At 72.7% G+C, this 15,800-nt stretch carries 12 protein-coding genes; all 12 read right to left on the bottom strand.

The features are described 5' to 3' along the window. Window positions 1-146: 146 nt before the first annotated feature. The 12 genes from efeB to AC2CHG_RS05375 all read right to left on the bottom strand — a co-directional run bounded on the left by efeB (window position 147) and on the right by AC2CHG_RS05375 (window position 15,789). Complete coding sequence (gene efeB / locus AC2CHG_RS05430) at window positions 147-1,469, bottom strand: iron uptake transporter deferrochelatase/peroxidase subunit (RefSeq protein WP_484524272.1); 1,323 nt, start codon at window positions 1,467-1,469, stop codon at window positions 147-149. Beyond that, on the bottom strand, window positions 1,466-2,596 hold the full coding sequence (efeO, locus tag AC2CHG_RS05425) for an iron uptake system protein EfeO (protein ID WP_262012435.1): 1,131 nt from the start codon (window positions 2,594-2,596) through the stop codon (window positions 1,466-1,468). Before efeO ends, efeB begins: the two co-directional genes overlap by 4 nt. A gap of 28 nt (window positions 2,597-2,624) precedes the next feature. Next, window positions 2,625-3,551, bottom strand: coding sequence for an iron uptake transporter permease EfeU (gene efeU / locus AC2CHG_RS05420; protein WP_484524271.1), 927 nt, complete (start codon window positions 3,549-3,551; stop codon window positions 2,625-2,627). 187 nt (window positions 3,552-3,738) lie between these two features. After that, on the bottom strand, window positions 3,739-5,238 hold the full coding sequence (ahcY, locus tag AC2CHG_RS05415; protein ID WP_135243445.1) for an adenosylhomocysteinase: 1,500 nt from the start codon (window positions 5,236-5,238) through the stop codon (window positions 3,739-3,741). 289 nt (window positions 5,239-5,527) lie between these two features. Continuing rightward, window positions 5,528-6,688: a mannose-6-phosphate isomerase, class I gene (gene manA, locus AC2CHG_RS05410; RefSeq protein WP_262012438.1), complete on the bottom strand. Its 1,161-nt coding sequence runs from the start codon at window positions 6,686-6,688 to the stop codon at window positions 5,528-5,530. Window positions 6,689-6,691: 3 nt separating this feature from the next. Further along, a complete protein-coding gene (locus AC2CHG_RS05405; protein ID WP_262012439.1) occupies window positions 6,692-7,714 on the bottom strand; it encodes a cation diffusion facilitator family transporter in 1,023 nt (340 codons plus the stop codon). Window positions 7,715-7,742: 28 nt separating this feature from the next. After that, window positions 7,743-8,939: an SIS domain-containing protein gene (locus AC2CHG_RS05400; RefSeq protein WP_366624157.1), complete on the bottom strand. Its 1,197-nt coding sequence runs from the start codon at window positions 8,937-8,939 to the stop codon at window positions 7,743-7,745. After that, complete coding sequence (locus AC2CHG_RS05395; RefSeq protein ID WP_013284195.1) at window positions 8,936-9,142, bottom strand: Trm112 family protein; 207 nt, start codon at window positions 9,140-9,142, stop codon at window positions 8,936-8,938. Before AC2CHG_RS05395 ends, AC2CHG_RS05400 begins: the two co-directional genes overlap by 4 nt. 199 nt (window positions 9,143-9,341) lie before the next feature. Continuing rightward, a complete protein-coding gene (locus AC2CHG_RS05390) occupies window positions 9,342-10,289 on the bottom strand; it encodes a hypothetical protein (RefSeq protein ID WP_484524270.1) in 948 nt (315 codons plus the stop codon). Between the two features lie 105 nt (window positions 10,290-10,394). After that, entirely contained in the window at window positions 10,395-11,114 is a 720-nt protein-coding gene (gene nfi, locus AC2CHG_RS05385; protein ID WP_484524269.1) for a deoxyribonuclease V, read from the bottom strand. A gap of 17 nt (window positions 11,115-11,131) precedes the next feature. Beyond that, on the bottom strand, window positions 11,132-11,566 hold the full coding sequence (locus tag AC2CHG_RS05380) for a hypothetical protein (RefSeq protein ID WP_484524268.1): 435 nt from the start codon (window positions 11,564-11,566) through the stop codon (window positions 11,132-11,134). Next, on the bottom strand, window positions 11,563-15,789 hold the full coding sequence (locus tag AC2CHG_RS05375; RefSeq protein WP_484524273.1) for a toxin glutamine deamidase domain-containing protein: 4,227 nt from the start codon (window positions 15,787-15,789) through the stop codon (window positions 11,563-11,565). The genes AC2CHG_RS05380 and AC2CHG_RS05375 overlap by 4 nt, the downstream gene beginning before the upstream one ends. Window positions 15,790-15,800 lie beyond the last annotated feature (11 nt).

Raw genomic sequence — 15,800 nt, 5'->3', positions numbered from 1 at the left:
GGCGGTCGCCGCCACGCTCTGGCCGGAGCTGGTCCCGGCGTCGGCCGCCGTGCCGGCCGCCCTGCGTCCCGCCGCGCCGGTCACCGGCCGGTTGCGGTCCGCCGCACCGGACGCCGGCCCCGATCCGGTACGCCGCTGAGCCGGGCTCAGGCGAACAGCGCCCGCCCCCACCAGTCGGCCGCGTCGCGTACGCCGGGCGGGCAGGCGAACAGGCCGCTGGAGACGTGCCGCAGGTATTCGTTCATCGCGTCGTTGCGCGCCAGCCGGGTCTGGATCGGCACGAACTGCCGGCGCGGATCCCGCTGGTAGGCGATGAAGAACAGACCGGCGTCGAGCCGGCCCAGCCCGTCCGAGCCGTCCACGAAGTTGTAGCCGCGGCGCAGTAGCCGGGCCCCGCCGTTCGCGTCCGGGTGAGCGAGTCGTACGTGCGCGGTGTCGGCGATGAGCGGCGCGCCGTCGTCGCCTTTCGCGGCGAAGTCGGGCTCGTCGAACTCGTCCCGGCGGCCCAGCGGCGCGCCGCTGCCCTTGGTCCGGCCGACGATCATCTCCTGCTCGGCGAGCGGGCTGCGGTCCCACGTCTCGATCAGCATCCGGATCTTCCGGGTGACCAGGTAGGAGCCGCCGGTCATCCAGTCCGGACCGTCGCCGGGCTGCACCCAGAGCTGGTCGCGGAGCAGGCCGGCGTCCTCGGCCTTGAGGTTGGCGGTGCCGTCCTTGAAGCCGAACAGGTTGCGCGGGGTGGCCTGGTCCCGGGACGTCGACGAGGTACGCCCGAAGCCGAGCTGCGACCAGCGGACGCTCACCACGCCCATGCCGATCCGGGCCAGGTTGCGGATGGCGTGCACCGCCACCTGCGGGTCGTTGGCGCAGGCCTGGACGCAGAGGTCGCCGCCGGACAGCTCCGGCTTGAGCGCGTCCCCGGCGAAGTGCGGCAGGTCGGCGAGCGCGGCCGGGCGGCGCGCGGAGATGCCGAAACGGTCCCGGCCCTGCGCGTCGCGGAACAGGGTCGGCCCGAAGCCCACGGTGAGGGTGAGCTGCGATGGAGGTAGTCCGAGCGCCTCGCCGGTGTCGTCCGGCGGGGCCTCGGGCATGCCGCCGACCGCGCCGATCACCCCGGCGTCCTTCCCGGCGGTCATCCGGGCCGCGGCGGCGGTCCACTCCTGGAGCATGGCGACGAGCCGGTCCCGGTCCTTCGTGACCACGTCGAACGCGACGAAGTGCAGCCGGTCCTGGGCCGGGGTGGTGATGCCGGCCTGGTGCTCACCGAGGAACGGCACCGACCCGGCGGCGGATCCGGTGGCTGATGCCTCGTTCCCGCCGGCGAGCAGCGCGCCCGCGCCACCCGCCACCCCGGCGACGCCTGCCACGCCGACGCCGGCCAGGGTCATCGCCCGGCGCCGGGACAGGCCGCGGCCGGTCCGCTCGCGGTTCGGCTCGCTCGTCGCGTCACCGCCGGCCGGGCCGGTCATCGCGCGACTGCCGCCGCGACCTTGCTGACCGGCTCGGCCAGCGCGTTCACCGCGTCCGACAGCTCCTTCAGCTCGTCCTTGCCGAGCTGGGTGTGCAGCTTCCAGCCGTCGCCGGCGCGGTGCTTGCCGAGCGTGGCCTCCACGTTCGCGAACTCGCTGTCGAGCTGCTTCACCAGGTCGGGCGCGCGCTGCTCCAGCGCCGGGCGCAGCGCGGCGATGGCCGCCTTCGAGCCCTCCAGGTTGGCGTTGAAGTCCCACAGGTCGGTGTGCGAGTAGCGCTCCTCCTCGCCGGTGATCTTGCCGCTGGCGACCTCGTCGAGCAGCGCCTTGGCGCCGTTGGCGAGCTGGAGCGGGGTGAGCTTCTCGGCGTCGGCCTTGGCGACGATCGCCTTGACGTCGACCAGGAGCCGGTCGGCGATCGCGCCGTCGGAGCTGACGTCGCCGGTGGTCCAGAGGTCCTTCTCGATCCGGTGGAAGCCGGTGAACTCCATGCCCTCCTCGACCACCTCCTCACGGCCGTCGATCTTCGGGTCGAGGTCGCCGAAGCTCTCCGCGACCGGCTCGATCCGCTCCCAGTAGGTGCGGGCCACCGGGTACAGCGCCTTGGCCTTCGCCACGTCGTTCGCCTTGACCGCGGCCACGAACTCCTCGGTCTTGGTCAGCAGCGCGGCGGTCTGGCTGCGCACGTACCGCTGGTAGCTCTCGGTGGCCTGGGTCAGCGCGGCGTCGGGGGCGACGGTGGCGGCGGTGCCGGAGACCTTCAGCGCGCCCCGGATGCCCCGGCCGCTCATCCCCGGCTTGCAGGCCGTCTCGTACGTGCCGGCGGTCAGCTCGACCCGCAGCTCACGGCTGAGCCCGGGGGCGATGTTCTCCACCTCGCCCATCACCCGGTCACCCGCGGCGTAGACGTAGAACTCGTTGACCTTGGAACCGGTGTTCGTCACCTTGAAGGTCACCTGACCGGCGTCGATCTCGGTGTCGCCGACCTCGCAGACGGTGTCGGTGGCCTTGACGGCGATCGGCCCGCCGTTCGTGGCGTCGGCGTCGTCACCGCCCCCGCAGCCGGCCAGTCCGGCGACGGCGAGCAGCCCGGCGGCGGCGGGCGCGACGAGTCGAGTGGTACGCATCGTGCGGGGTCTCCTCGGGAACGGTGGTTCAGGCGCGGGGGGACGGAACGGCGGCGACGTCGGCCGGCGCGTCGGACGTGTCGGCTGCGGGCGCGGCGGCCGGGACCTGCTCGGCGGGCCGGGCCGGCTCCGCGGGCTGAGCGGGCTTGGCCGGCTTGCGCAGGAAGAGCACGAGCACCGGCACCGCGTACGCGACCCAGGCGACCAGCTCCAGCACCGTCGGCGCGGCGGTGACGTTGAACATGCCGGCGAGCAGCGCCCCGTACCAGGAGCCCGGGTCGAGCGTGTTCGAGATGTCGAAGGCCAGGTCGTTCAGGCCGGGCAGCACGCCCGCCTCCTGGAAGTCGTGCACGCCGTACTTGAGGATGCCGGCGGCGACCAGGATGAGCAGCGCGCCGGTCCAGGTGAAGAACCGGCTCAGGTTGATCCGTACCGCGCTGCGGTAGAGCAGGAAGCCGATCACGACGGCGGTGGCGATGCCGCCGGCCAGGGCGAGCAGCGAGCCGGGCCCGGTGCCGCCGGCCGCGCTCTCGGCCGCGGCGTAGAAGATGAGCGCGGTCTCCAGGCCCTCGCGGATGACCGCGAGGAACGCCATGCCGGCCACGGCCAGGGAGCCGACCGCGAGCGCGTCGGTGAGCTTGCCGCGCAGCTCTCCGGCGATGGTGCGGGCGGCCCGGCGCATCCAGAAGATCATCCAGGTCACGAACACCACGGCGGCGACCGACGTGACCGCCTCGAACAGCTCGCGCGACTCGGAGGTGCGCAGCAGCGAGGTGGAGGTGTACTGGATCAGCGAGCCGAAGCCGACGGAGAGCGCCACGGCCAGGCCGACGCCGGCCCACACCTGCGGCAGCCGGTCCCGGCGCTGCGACTTGACCAGGAAGGCGACGAGGATGCTGACCACGAGCGTCGCTTCCAGGCCCTCGCGTAGGCCGATCAGGTACGTGGCGAACATGGAGACTCCGTACTCAGGCTTGCCTCAGTTAACTTAGGGCAGCCATACCTTGCTCCTCTTCACAGCAAACGTCAAGCTGATCCGGGTAACGTCACCCGGTTCGACATCCGCCGGACTCCCCCCGTACGCGAAAAGGACCGGGACGGCCGCGCGGCGGCCGACCCCGGTCCCTCCGGGAGCGTGGAACTCAGTAGCGGTAGTGGTCCGACTTGAACGGGCCCTCCGGGGAGACACCCAGGTAGGCGGCCTGCTCCTTGGTGAGCGTGGTCAGCTTCGCGCCGAGCGCGTCCAGGTGCAGCCGGGCGACCTTCTCGTCCAGGTGCTTGGGCAGCACGTAGACGCCGATCGGGTATTCGTCGGTCTTGGTGAACAGCTCGATCTGGGCGATCGTCTGGTTGGCGAACGAGTTCGACATCACGAAGCTCGGGTGGCCGGTGGCGTTGCCCAGGTTCAGCAGGCGGCCCTCGGACAGCACGATGATGGCGTGGCCGTCGTCGAAGCGCCACACGTCGACCTGCGGCTTGATGTTCTCCCGGGTCACGTCGCTGCGCTTGGCCAGACCGGCCATGTCGATCTCGTTGTCGAAGTGGCCGATGTTGCCCACGATGGCCTGGTGCTTCATCCGGGCCATGTGCTCGTTGGTGATGACGTCGAAGCAGCCGGTCGCGGTGATGAAGATGTCGGCCTGCTCCACCACGTCGTCGAGCGTGGCGACCTGGTAGCCGTCCATCGCCGCCTGCAGCGCGCAGATCGGGTCGACCTCGGTCACCACGACCCGGGCACCCTGACCGCGCAGCGACTCGGCGCAGCCCTTGCCCACGTCGCCGTAGCCCATGACGACGGCCATCTTGCCGCCGATCAGCACGTCGGTGGCGCGGTTGATGCCGTCGATGAGCGAGTGGCGGCAGCCGTACTTGTTGTCGAACTTGCTCTTGGTCACCGAGTCGTTGACGTTGATGGCCGGGAAGAGCAGCGTGCCGGCGCGGTGCATCTCGTAGAGCCGGTGCACGCCGGTGGTGGTCTCCTCGGTGACGCCCTTGATGCCGGCGGCGATCCGGGTCCAGCGCTGGCCGTCCTCGGCCAGCGAGCGGTGCAGCAGTTCGAGGATGACCGCGTACTCCTCGGAGTCGGCGGACTCGACCGGCGGCACGACGCCGGCCTTCTCGAACTCGGCGCCCTTGTGGACGAGCAGGGTGGCGTCGCCGCCGTCGTCCAGGATCATGTTCGGGCCCTGCCCGTCGGGCCACGCCAGCACCTGCTCGGTGCACCACCAGTATTCCGGCAGCGTCTCGCCCTTCCAGGCGTAGACCGGCACGCCCGCCGGGGCCTCCGGGGTGCCCTCGGGGCCGACCACGATCGCCGCGGCGGCGTGGTCCTGGGTGGAGAAGATGTTGCAGGACGCCCAGCGGACCTGCGCGCCGAGCGCGACCAGGGTCTCGATCAGGACGGCGGTCTGGACGGTCATGTGCAGCGAACCGGTGATGCGGGCGCCGGCCAGCGGCTGGGCCTCGGCGAACTCGCGCCGGATCGCCATCAGGCCGGGCATCTCGTGCTCGGCGAGCCGGATCTCCTTGCGCCCGAACGCGGCGAGCGACAGATCCGCCACCTTGTAGTCGCCCTCGGCGAGGGTGCTCGGCCGGGCCTGCGACGACGCGCCGCTGGAGGCCGCCGGGAGGGTGCTGGTCATGGAAGCTCCTGTCGAACGATGGTGGTGCGCAGCCTTCCACCTTACGCTCGCGGGCCACTCGACCCGTGCCCGGTTGGCCGACCGCGCAATCGGCCGGTCGGCGGACAGCGCACGGGGCGGTCGGTCGTGAGCGGACTCTCCCACTCACGGCCCGGCCGCCCCGCGCATCCCCCCGGTTTGGTTCCCCCGCACGTCACCGGACCTTCGTCGCGACAACGCTGCGTACCCATAGAGTCACACCACGCAGGGTGACCGTCAAGCCGTTTCGGGAAAGTCGGACTTGTCCGGGTCAGTGCATGCCGCAAGTGGCGACGAACGCCTCGCCCGCCCCGCTCACCGCCAGCGGGCCACCGGCCGCCGTACCCACCGCGGCCTGACCCGCGTCCAGCGTCACCGACCCCACGCCGTCGTCGACCGTCAGCTTCCCGGCCCGGCAGAGCACCACCCGCGGCCCGGGCAGCGTCAGCCGCACACCAGCCGACCCGGCGGCCACCTCGACCCGGTGCAGCGCGAAGTCCTCCACCGGCACCGGCCAGGTCAGCACGCCCGGCTCCACCTGCTCCGGCCGCAGCACCGGCCGGGTCAGCACCTCGAACCGGAGCACCCGCAGCAACTCGTCCACGTCGACCCGCTTCGCGGTGAACCCGCCGCGCAGCACGTTGTCGCTGGCCGCCATGATCTCCACGCCGGTGCCGCGCAGGTAGGCGTGCAGGTTCCCGGCCGGCATCCAGATGCCCTCGCCCGGCGACAGCCGGACATGGTGCAGCAGCAACGCCACCACCACGCCCGGGTCGGCCGGATAGCCGGCCGCCAGCGTGCGGACCAGTTCGGCGTCCGCCGAGGCCGGCCCGGCCTCCGCCGCCGCCAGCACGGCCGCCACCAGCCCGGCGCGCTCCGCCTGCGGCCAGCTCAACAGCAGGCGGACCGCCTCCCGCAGCCCCGCCGGCCCGTCCCGCAACGCCGCCACCACAGGTTCCAGCGCGGGTACGCCGAACGCGGCGATCGCCTCCGCCGACTCCCCGGGGTCGCGGAAGCCGCACAGCGCGTCGAACTCGGAGAGCGCCACCAGCAGCTCCGGCTTGTGGTACGGGTCCACGTAGTTGACCCGCCCCACGTCGGCGGCGTGCCCGGCGCGGGCCTGCTCGGCGTCCGGATGCGCCTGGAGACTCAGCGGCGAGTCGGCGGCGAGCACCTTCAGCAGGAACGGCAGCCGGGTGCCGAACCGGCCGACCAGCCGCTCACCCAGCCAGTGGCCCGGCTCGGCCACCAGCAGATCGGTGAGGCTGACCGGCCGGCCGTCGCGCTGCACAGTGGCCGGGGCGCCCGGGTGGGCGCCCAGCCACAGCTCCGCCTCCGGCCCGTTGCTCGGCACCGGCCGCCCCTGCAACTCGGCGATCGCGGTGCGCGAGCCCCAGGCGTAGTCACGGATCCGGCCCTGCAACAACTCCATCGGTCAGCTCCCGGGCCGCCCGGCGACCTCGTCGGCCGCGTGCGTCCCACCGGTGGTCACGGCCTCCGGGACGGCGGTGTCCGCCGCCTGCCCGGTGCCGGCCTGCTCGGCGGCGGGCGAGTAGATGTCCGGCTCCAGGTAGATCACCCGGGCGGTCGGCACCTCACGCCGGATCCGCGCCTCGACCGCGTTGATGTCGCGGGCCAGGTCGTGGGCGGTCTCCCAGGCCGGCACCGCGATCTTCGCGGCCACCATCAGCTCCTCCGGGCCGAGGTAGAGCGTCTTCATGTGGATGATCCGCTCGACCTCGGGACCGTTCGTCACGGCCTGCTCGATCTTCTCCAGCTCGCTCTGCTCGGCGCCCTCGCCGAGCAGCAGGCTCTTGGTCTCGATCGCCAGCGTGATCGCGATGATCACCAGCAGCACGCCGATCATCGCGGTGCCCGCGGCGTCCCACATGCCGTTGCCGGTGATCAGCGTCATGCCGACACCGAACAGCGCGAAGACCAGACCGACCAGGGCGCCGAAGTCCTCCAGCAGCACCACAGGCAGCTCCGGCGCCTTGGCGCGACGGATGAACCGGACCCAGGTCTGGTTGCCCCGGACCAGGTTCGACTCCTTGATCGCGGTACGGAAGGAGAAGCTCTCCATCACGATCGCCGCCACGAGCACCGCCACCGGCACCCACTGCCAGCTCTCGATCGGGTGCGGGTCGGACGCCTTGTGGTACGCCTCGTAGAGCGCGAACAGGCCACCGATGCTGAACAGCACGATCGCCACGATGAAGGCGTAGATGTAGCGCTCCCGGCCGTACCCGAACGGGTGCTGCGGCGTGGCCTGCCGCTTGGCCCGCCGGCCGCCGATCAGCAGCAGGCCCTGGTTACCCGAGTCGGCCACCGAGTGGATCGACTCGGCCAGCATCGACGACGAGCCGGTGAGGGCGAACGCGATGAACTTGGTGACGGCGATGCCGAGGTTCGCCGCCAGGGCGGCGACGATCGCCTTGGTGCCCCCGTTTGCGCTCATTCCCCGCCTCGCTCGATGCCCCGTGTGCTCACTGGTTAGCCAGCTCCTTCATCTCCGTGATGGCCGGTACCGCCATCGGGTCCAGCCCGTGTGCCAGGGCGAGGTAGATCGAGGCGAAGTCGGGGACCGCCACCAGCGACGCGAGCCGCTCCAGCGCGGAGCCGCCCTCGGCGGTCACCACGTCGCAGCGCACGCCGCGCCGCTCGGCGAGCGTCTGCACCGCGTCCGCGCGGCGCTCCTCGACCGCCAGCGGCTCGTCGGTGTCGTCGTCGGCGTTGAGCCCGCCGTCGCGCAGCAGCACCAGCCGCAGCCGGGTGCCGTCGGGCTCGTCGTCGCCCGGGTCGGCGAAGATGTCCCGCTCGCCCTCGGCCAGACCGCCGAACACCCCGTCGAGCAGGCCGACGCGGCCCCGGCCCGCCTCGCCCAGCGCACCGGCGACCACCGGGTAGCGGGCGTTCGCGGACAGCGTGTCACCGAACCGCCGGGCGGCCACGGTGGCCAGCGGGGACGAACCCCACACGATCGGGATCGAACCGGACAGCCCCAGCGCCAGCGACTTCGCCGGGTTGACGAAGGACTCGGCGGTCGGCCGGCATCGATCGGCGTCGGCGTCCAGCCGGGCCGCCGTCTCGGCCAGATCCGCCTCGTTGACCTTCACGAGCCCGAGGGTACGGGCGGCCAGCAGAACCGGCACGGTGAGCGCCCAGAGGCTGGCCCGGGCCGGCGCGCGCCGGGGCACCGGGATGAACGGCGCCCGCGCCCGCTCCGCCACGGACTGGAGCTGCGAGTCGGGCGCGCCGACGGCGACCAGCCGGGCGCCGCGCCGGTGCGCCGCCTCGGCCGCGCCCAACGCCTCCGGGCTGCGACCGGACGCGCTCACCGCGATGACCACGTCCGCCGCGCCCACCCAGCCCGGCACGCCGGCGCTGCGGTGCGGAATGACCGGCACCGGGCAGCGCGGCCCGGCGACGGTGGCCAGCACGTCACCGGTACGCCCGGCGGTGCCGATGCCGGCGATGACCACCGCGCGGGGTCGTCCGTCGTCGGCGAGCACTGACAGGTTCGCCTCGGCGGCCAGCGCCGCCGACTCGCGCACCTGGGCGCCGGCGGAAGCGGTGTGCCGGAGCATGCCGCCCGGATCCCGCTCGGAGAGCTGCGCCGCGTCGTCCAGCAGGGCCTCGTCCGCGTGCCGGTGGCCGCTGACCCCGGCCGTACCCTCCATCACCGCGACGACCCGCCCCGCGCGTCGTCGGCGGCGGGTCCACCACGCGCCTCGTCCAGCAGGAGCACCGGGACGTCGTCCCGGACCTCGAAGATGCGACCGCACTCGGTGCAGGTGAGCGTCTGCGCCTGCGCGTCGTAGTCGAGCGGGGCGTGGTGCGTGTCCGGGCAGGCGAGGATGTCGAGCAACTGCGGGTCCAGGGCCACGGCGCGGCTCCTTCCACGTATGCGGTCTCACCGGTCGGCGGTGCCGGTCGGCGCACGCGATCTTATCGGCCGAGCGGCCCCGGCACCGGGCCCCGTTCGGCCCCGGTGTTCCGTCCTCCGGTCGGGCAGGTGGCGGCTACCGGGTCACGGCGCAACCACCCACCGTCACGGTAACCCCGGGAGCGGGTCGGGTTCCGGCTCAGTCCGGCAAGCGGGGCAAGACGCTCGTCGCGTCCCCGGCGGGCGGGGCCGGTGGCGTCGGGGCGGACGCGGGCGCGCCGTACACGTTGCCGGCCGGGCGGGGCGGCGTCGCGCCCCCATACACCGTAGGGGCCGGCCCGGGCGTGCCGGAGCGGTAGGTGGTGGTGCTGCGCGGCAGCGGGACCGGCGGGAGGCCGGCATCCGCGCCGTCACCGCTGCGGTCGGCGCGGTTGCGGCGCAGCAGCAGGACGATGAGGGCGGCGCCGACCAGCACCAGCCCGATACCGAACCACATGATCATGGAACCTCCGAACGACGAGTCGTCGGCCGCGGCGGTGGCCGGGGCGACGGCGGCGGCGACCGGCGACGTGTCGGTCGCCTCGGCCGCCGTGGTCTCGCTCGCGCTGGGCGTCGGCGAGGGCTTACGGGACGGGGTGGGGCTCGGCGTCGCCGCGCCCACCAGCCGGGCCGACCCGCCGGCCCGGCCGAGCACGTCGCCGTTCGCGGCGCTCGCCTCACCGGCCAGTTCCAGCCGGCCGCCGATGGTCCCGGCCAGGAAGGACACCCGGTAACGCACGGTGACGCCCTTGCCCTTGCACAGCGGCCGGTCGACCGGGGCCACCGCGGCGGTGGCGACGGCGCCGCCGTCCCCGGAGACCTGCACCGGCACCCATCGGCCGCCGGACGCCACCTGCACCCGGACCTGGTCGGCCCGCAGGCCCTCCAGCCGGAGCCCGACAGCGGTACGCAACTGCACGCAGCCGTCCGTCCGCTTGCGCACCTCGACCGCCACCGTTCCGGGCGGCCCACCGGCGGTGAAGCTCTTCGCCGCGCGCAGTCCCACCCGGTCGTCCCGGGCCGACGCCGGTGACGCCGGGACGGCGATCAGGCCACCCAGCAGCGCGCCGACCATGGCCCACCGCGCCGCGTGCCGCCCTGCCGACATCTCCACCTCACCGTTGCGTCCGGACCGGATCCGCCGGTCAGGTTACTACCGGCCCCTGCGGGCACCCGCGCATCGAGCACGCCACATGTGTGCAGCGCCACGCGATCACCGCCCGCCCAGGTCACCGCCCGACGCGCCTGCATCGGCGAGCGCCCGCCGGCACAGCCGGTCGGCCGTACGGGTGGTCTCCGGCAGCCGGTACCGGGGCGTCAGAGCCAGTACCCGCTCCACCGCGTCGTCCAACCCCATCCGGTGCCCGACGCTCACGAAGACCGGCCGGACACCGTCCTGAGTCCGCAGTACCCGCCCGACCACCTCGCCGCCGTCGCACAGGTCGGCGCTGTCCCCACGCTCGGGACCGGGACCCGTCCACGAGCCGACGAGCGGCGTCTTGCCCACCCCGATCGCCGGCAGCCCGGTCACCAGGCCCACGTGGCAGGCCAGCCCGAACCGGCGCGGGTGCGCCAGCCCGTGCCCGTCACAGACCAGCAGCTCGGGACGGACCGTGAGCCGGTCCAGCGCGGCGAGCAACGCCGGCATCTCGCGGAACGCGAACAGCCCCGGCACGTACGGGAAGGCGGGCCGCCCCACACACACCGCCTCGTCCACCACGTCGAGGGTGGCCGCGTCGAGGACCGTGACGGCCGCCGCGAGCAGGTCACCGTCCTGCGCGTACGCCACGTCCAAGCCGGCCACCGTCGCGGGCGCGGCAGGACCGGGCCCGACCAGGTCCACCCGCGACCGCAACTCCTCCTGTACGCGTCGCGCCTCCGCCACGTCGGCGGGCGGCACGTAGGGCACGGGTGGGCCGTCGGTGGAGGGCATGGCGCTCCCGGTCGCTGTCAGGAGGCGATGGTGGGGTCGGCGGCGGGGTCACCGGCCTGCTGGAGCTGCTCCTCGAACATCACGAAGGTCCGCCGCCGGACGCCCCGGATCAGTGCCTGCTCCTGCGGCGTCGGGTACCGGCGTTCCGCCCGAAGCGTGTCCTCGATCGCCTGGACGGTTTCATAGAGAGCGAAGATCGGTCCGTCGCCACTCAGATAGCGACCTCGCTCGTGCTCAGTGAGTTGTACGAACTCATCCGGTGAGATCTGATTGATCTCGTCGCCGCCGACGAAAAGCACCTTGTCGACGAGATTGTTGGCCTCCCGCCAGCCCCCCGTGTCCTTGGAGAGCCGCCAGCCCGCCATGCCGCCGTCGGGGGTGGCTACGAGCTTCAGAGGGGACCCGAAGTAATCGAAGAACTTCGGCAGCCGCAAGCCCTCTACCTGACTCACCGCGGTGGCTCCTCCCCAAGACTCTCTTGCACCTTGCTCCAGTAAGCGTTCTGCACTCGCCGGAGGAGTCCGTCCCGAATCGCACGTTCCCCCGGTGTCAACGATCTGCCCTCGATCTCTGCCGCCGCGCTGAGGTCGCGCCGAACCTCGTACAACGAATGCTCCCACTCTGCGATGTCGTCGAGCGACACCAGGTGCAGCCGAAGCTCTCCCACATGGCCGTTCGACATCCGGAGGTTCAGCAGTAGGTCCCGATAACCGCTCCCCTGCGGGCTGAGGAAACGATCCTTGATGTGCAGAATCACGACCTCCGGGTCGGCTGCCAGACGGCCGAGCGCCTGGTAAACCGCATCGATGCTGTCGAACTGCACTTTGGCGCCGGCCAAGTCCTTGAGCTGGGACGCGTCATTCTCGTACTCGCCTTCCAGCTTGTCGAGGACACGCTCTCGGCTCTTGGGCTCGGTCCGCCAGCCGGGTGTGCCGCCGTGTGCAGCCAGTTTGATGGCAAGCCTGTTCAGCTCCTGCTGGGCGACCACCGCATCCGCATACAGCCGGTCAACGTATGCAAGGCGGTAGACCTCATCATGACGTCGCCTTTCATCAAACCCAGGTTGCAGTCTCGACTGGCGGCGAGATGCGACCGATTCGACGAGTCGACGCTGCTCGTGAGTGATGGGCGTCGGTTGAGGCGTCAATGTTTCATGCGACATGACCGCATCGACCCCGCGGACCGCGATGTCGTCGATGACCTCGCCGAGTACGTCGATGGCCTGCTGGTGGCTGGCCAGGTGATGCAGGGTCAGCGGCCGGGCGGTGAGCGAGTTGGCGAGTTCCGGTGTCGCCAGGATCATCCGGACCAGGTCGGGCCGCTCCGCGAGCTGCCGCACCAAACTCTCGGCCAGCAACTCCTCGCGTCGCGGCGGCGCCTCCCAGCTCTGGTCGAGCATCCGCTGCACGCGCGGGTCGGCGAACAACCGGGTGAGGTCGGCCGCACCGCTCTCGTCCAACCCCGGTACGAGCCGGCGCAACGTCGATACGTCGGCGTGCTGCGCCAACTCGACGGGCGTCACGCCGGCGGCAAAGGCGGCGTCGAGGTTCCCGCTCTCCGCCAGCGCGTCGCGAACGTAGAGCCCGGCCGCAATCCGGTCGGCGTGTGCCTGCCGGTGATCCTCGCGTACCCGGTCGGGTTCCGGCTCGACGGGCGGCGCGCCGCCCGGCATCGGTCCGTCGGCGCGGCGGTGGATGGTCGTGGACTCGCCGAGCAGGTGGACGTGGTTGAAGTCCGGGACGGGTCCGTCGGCGATCGGCGGCGGGGCCGGCGGCCGTGGCGGCGCCGGGCGGGGCAGCGGCTCGGGCAGGACGTTGTAGGTGCCGGGTGGGCGGCCGGCGAGCGGCATCGGCCGGCCGTCCGGGCCGAGCACCAGAGCATCGACGCCGACCACGTTGCCGCGGGCCGGACGCCCGCTGTGGTGGTAGATCGGCCGGTCCGCCACCTCGCCCGTCTGCGGGTCGAGGAAGAGGATCGTGCCGTTCTGGTTCAACGCCACCCACGCGTGCGATCCGCCGCCCTCGAAGCTGGTGATGAGGAACGCGTAACTGCCGTGGCCGCCCGACGCCAGCTGCGCGTACAGGTCTCGGTAACCGCCGTCCACCAACAGCTGCCGCTGCCGGCCGGTGACACCGGGCCGGTCCGGCGGGCAGAGGTTCTGGAACCGGCCGCCGGTCGTCTGCTCGACGCGAAGCGGCCCGTCCGCCTCCCCGCCCACCGGCCGGTTCACGTCGCCGTTCAGGTAGCCGTCGAACGTGCGCGGCGCCGCGACGCGCGGCCGTCCGTGAACCCAGGTCTCGAACAGCGACAGCGTGCAGTCGAGGCAGTTGATCCCCCGGGTCGCGTCGGCCGCCGGTCCGCCGTCGTTCGCGAGGCGGAACCATCTGCCGCGTCGGGGATCGGCGGTACGGGTCACGCTGCCGTCGGGGTTGCGGGGCATCTGCCGTTCGAGGTCGGTCTGGTGCAGCGCCAGCGGAGGCCGGAGCCCTCCCCGGCGGCCGTACGGCCGGGACCTGTCGATCGGCTCGGGGTGCCCGTGACCGGTGAGCGCGGAGTGGTCGGCCGTCTCCACCGCGCCGACGGCCAAGTCCGCCACGTCGTCGTTGATGCGGTAGAAGTCGAGGTCGTCCTCGACCATCACCTTCTGCGGCAGACGCTGGCCGGCACGGACCGCCTCCACCTCATCGACGGCTCGGTAATGCAGGCGTTCTCGCCGCCGGCCCTCCCACACGTGCCTGTCGGCGAGCTCGTGCCGCCCGGCTTGGCGCAGTTCGTGGGCCTGCATGAGGAGCCAACGCGCCGCCTCGTAATGCTGTTCGGCGAGATCACGCAGCTCCTTGATCTGCGCCTCTCGTCTGTTCTCCTCGTGCAAGGCACGCTGGGACTGCAGATAGCCCTGGTAGCGCCGCCGGTCCAGACCCTCCCGGTCGGCCTTCAGCCGCGCGGCGCGCTGCTCGGCGGTCTCACGGGGCCACGCCTGGACATGGGGCGGGCCCGGGTGGGGCCCCGGGGAGTCGGTAGGAGGGCGATGCGGAGCCAAGGACTCCAGCAGCGGAAAACGGGTGTTCGGCCCCGGTCGGGGCTCAGGCCCGACGGCCGGCGCTCCCGGATGCGGCCCCGTCTGCGGATGGACCGGCGAGACCGGAGGCGGTCCCGCCTGAACTCCGTTGCTGAAGGGAGCGGCGCGGTCCGCCGTTGGTGGCGCCGCGACCCGCGTGTGGTCGGCAGGTGGTGTAGGGAGTGTCGTCGGTGAGGCTGCCGCCTGGACCGGGTTGGTCGAGGGCGGCGTGGGGTGGTCGATCGGCGCCGTCACCGGACCTACGCCGTTGTGGACTCCGGACGCGGTCGGCGGGGGCGTGGCGACGGGCGCGTCCGTGATCACCGAGGACAACGTGGGGCTCGTGGCGACCGCCGGACGTGCCTCGTCGTGCGGGACGACATCGCTGTGCGGCGGCGTCGTCGTGGGATCCGGCGCCGGGCGGGGCAGGTCCACGGCGAGCGGGTGCGGACCGGCGGCTTGGGGCGTGACGTGTGAGGGTGTCGCGGGAACGGCGCCGGCGATCGTGCCGCTGCCCTGAACGATCGGCTCGGCAACCCGCTGGGCCGGGATCAGCCCGACGGGATCGGCGGCGACCGGCACGTCCAGGCCGACCGGGGACACCGTCAACCCGCTCAGCTGCCCGTCGAGGCGGCGTTGCAGTGCCGAGTCCGCCTGGTTGGTGGCGGACCCGCTGGCGCCGGAGGCAGCGGCGCGCGCCAGATCCTCGAGCGACGGCCCTTGGCCGGTCGCCAGACCCGCGGCGGTCTCGGCGAGCGTCTCCCCGCCCATCTCCCGCCCGAACCGCTCGGCGATCTCCGCGAACGGCCCGTTGGCGTGCCGGCCCAGCCCGGCCAGCGGCGCGACCGCGCCGCCGGCGAATCCGCCGAGAGCCGACGTGCTCACGTCGGTCAGGTCGAGGCCGTCCCTCCGGCCGGTGGAGTTCTGGTACGCCTGCGTGCCGAGGCTGGTGCCCGCTTCCTGACCGGCCTCCAGCAGGCCACCGATCGCGGCCCGGCGGGCCAGCTTGCGGGCGCCGGACTTGGCCGCCTCCTTCGCGGCCCGTTCGCCCGCCTCCTTGAGGCCCTGCTTGACCGCCTTGCGGGCGAGCTGAGCCACCAGCCGCTTGAAGATCTGCTGCACCACGACCCGCGTGGCGGTGATCGCGGCGGCCGCCGCCGGTGAGGCGGCGCCCAGGGTGAGCACCGTCGCGACGGCCAGGGAAAGCAACTCGATGACCAGGATGCCCAGCTCGATCCAGGCTTCCAGCTTCGCGCCCTCGATGTCACAGCCGCAGGAGTCGACCAGACGCGCCAGCTCGTCGGTCGCCGCGACCAGGACGTGCAGCGGGGCGTCCTCACCTTCGGCGAGCTTGTGCCACGCCGTGTCGAACGCGCCGGCGACCAGGCCGACTCCCCCGTACCCGCTCTTCACCTCGCCGGCGGCGGTGATCGCGTCGTCGCGCGGACGGGTCAGGACGCCTGCCACGCCGTACCACTGGTCGGCCAGGTTCCAGACGGCCCGCTCGTCGCCCTCCGGCCATTCGACGCCGACCACCCAGTCGAGCGCCTCGTAGATCCAGCCGGGCAGGTCCCACGGGCAGAAGTCGAGCGGGTGCGGGATCGGGCTGGGCAGCATGCTCACGCGCG

It is taken from the genome of Micromonospora sp. ATLC20 (assembly GCF_057196585.1).
Note: the sequence above shows the minus strand (reverse complement) of the source record. Positions and strands in the feature narration are given on the sequence as shown.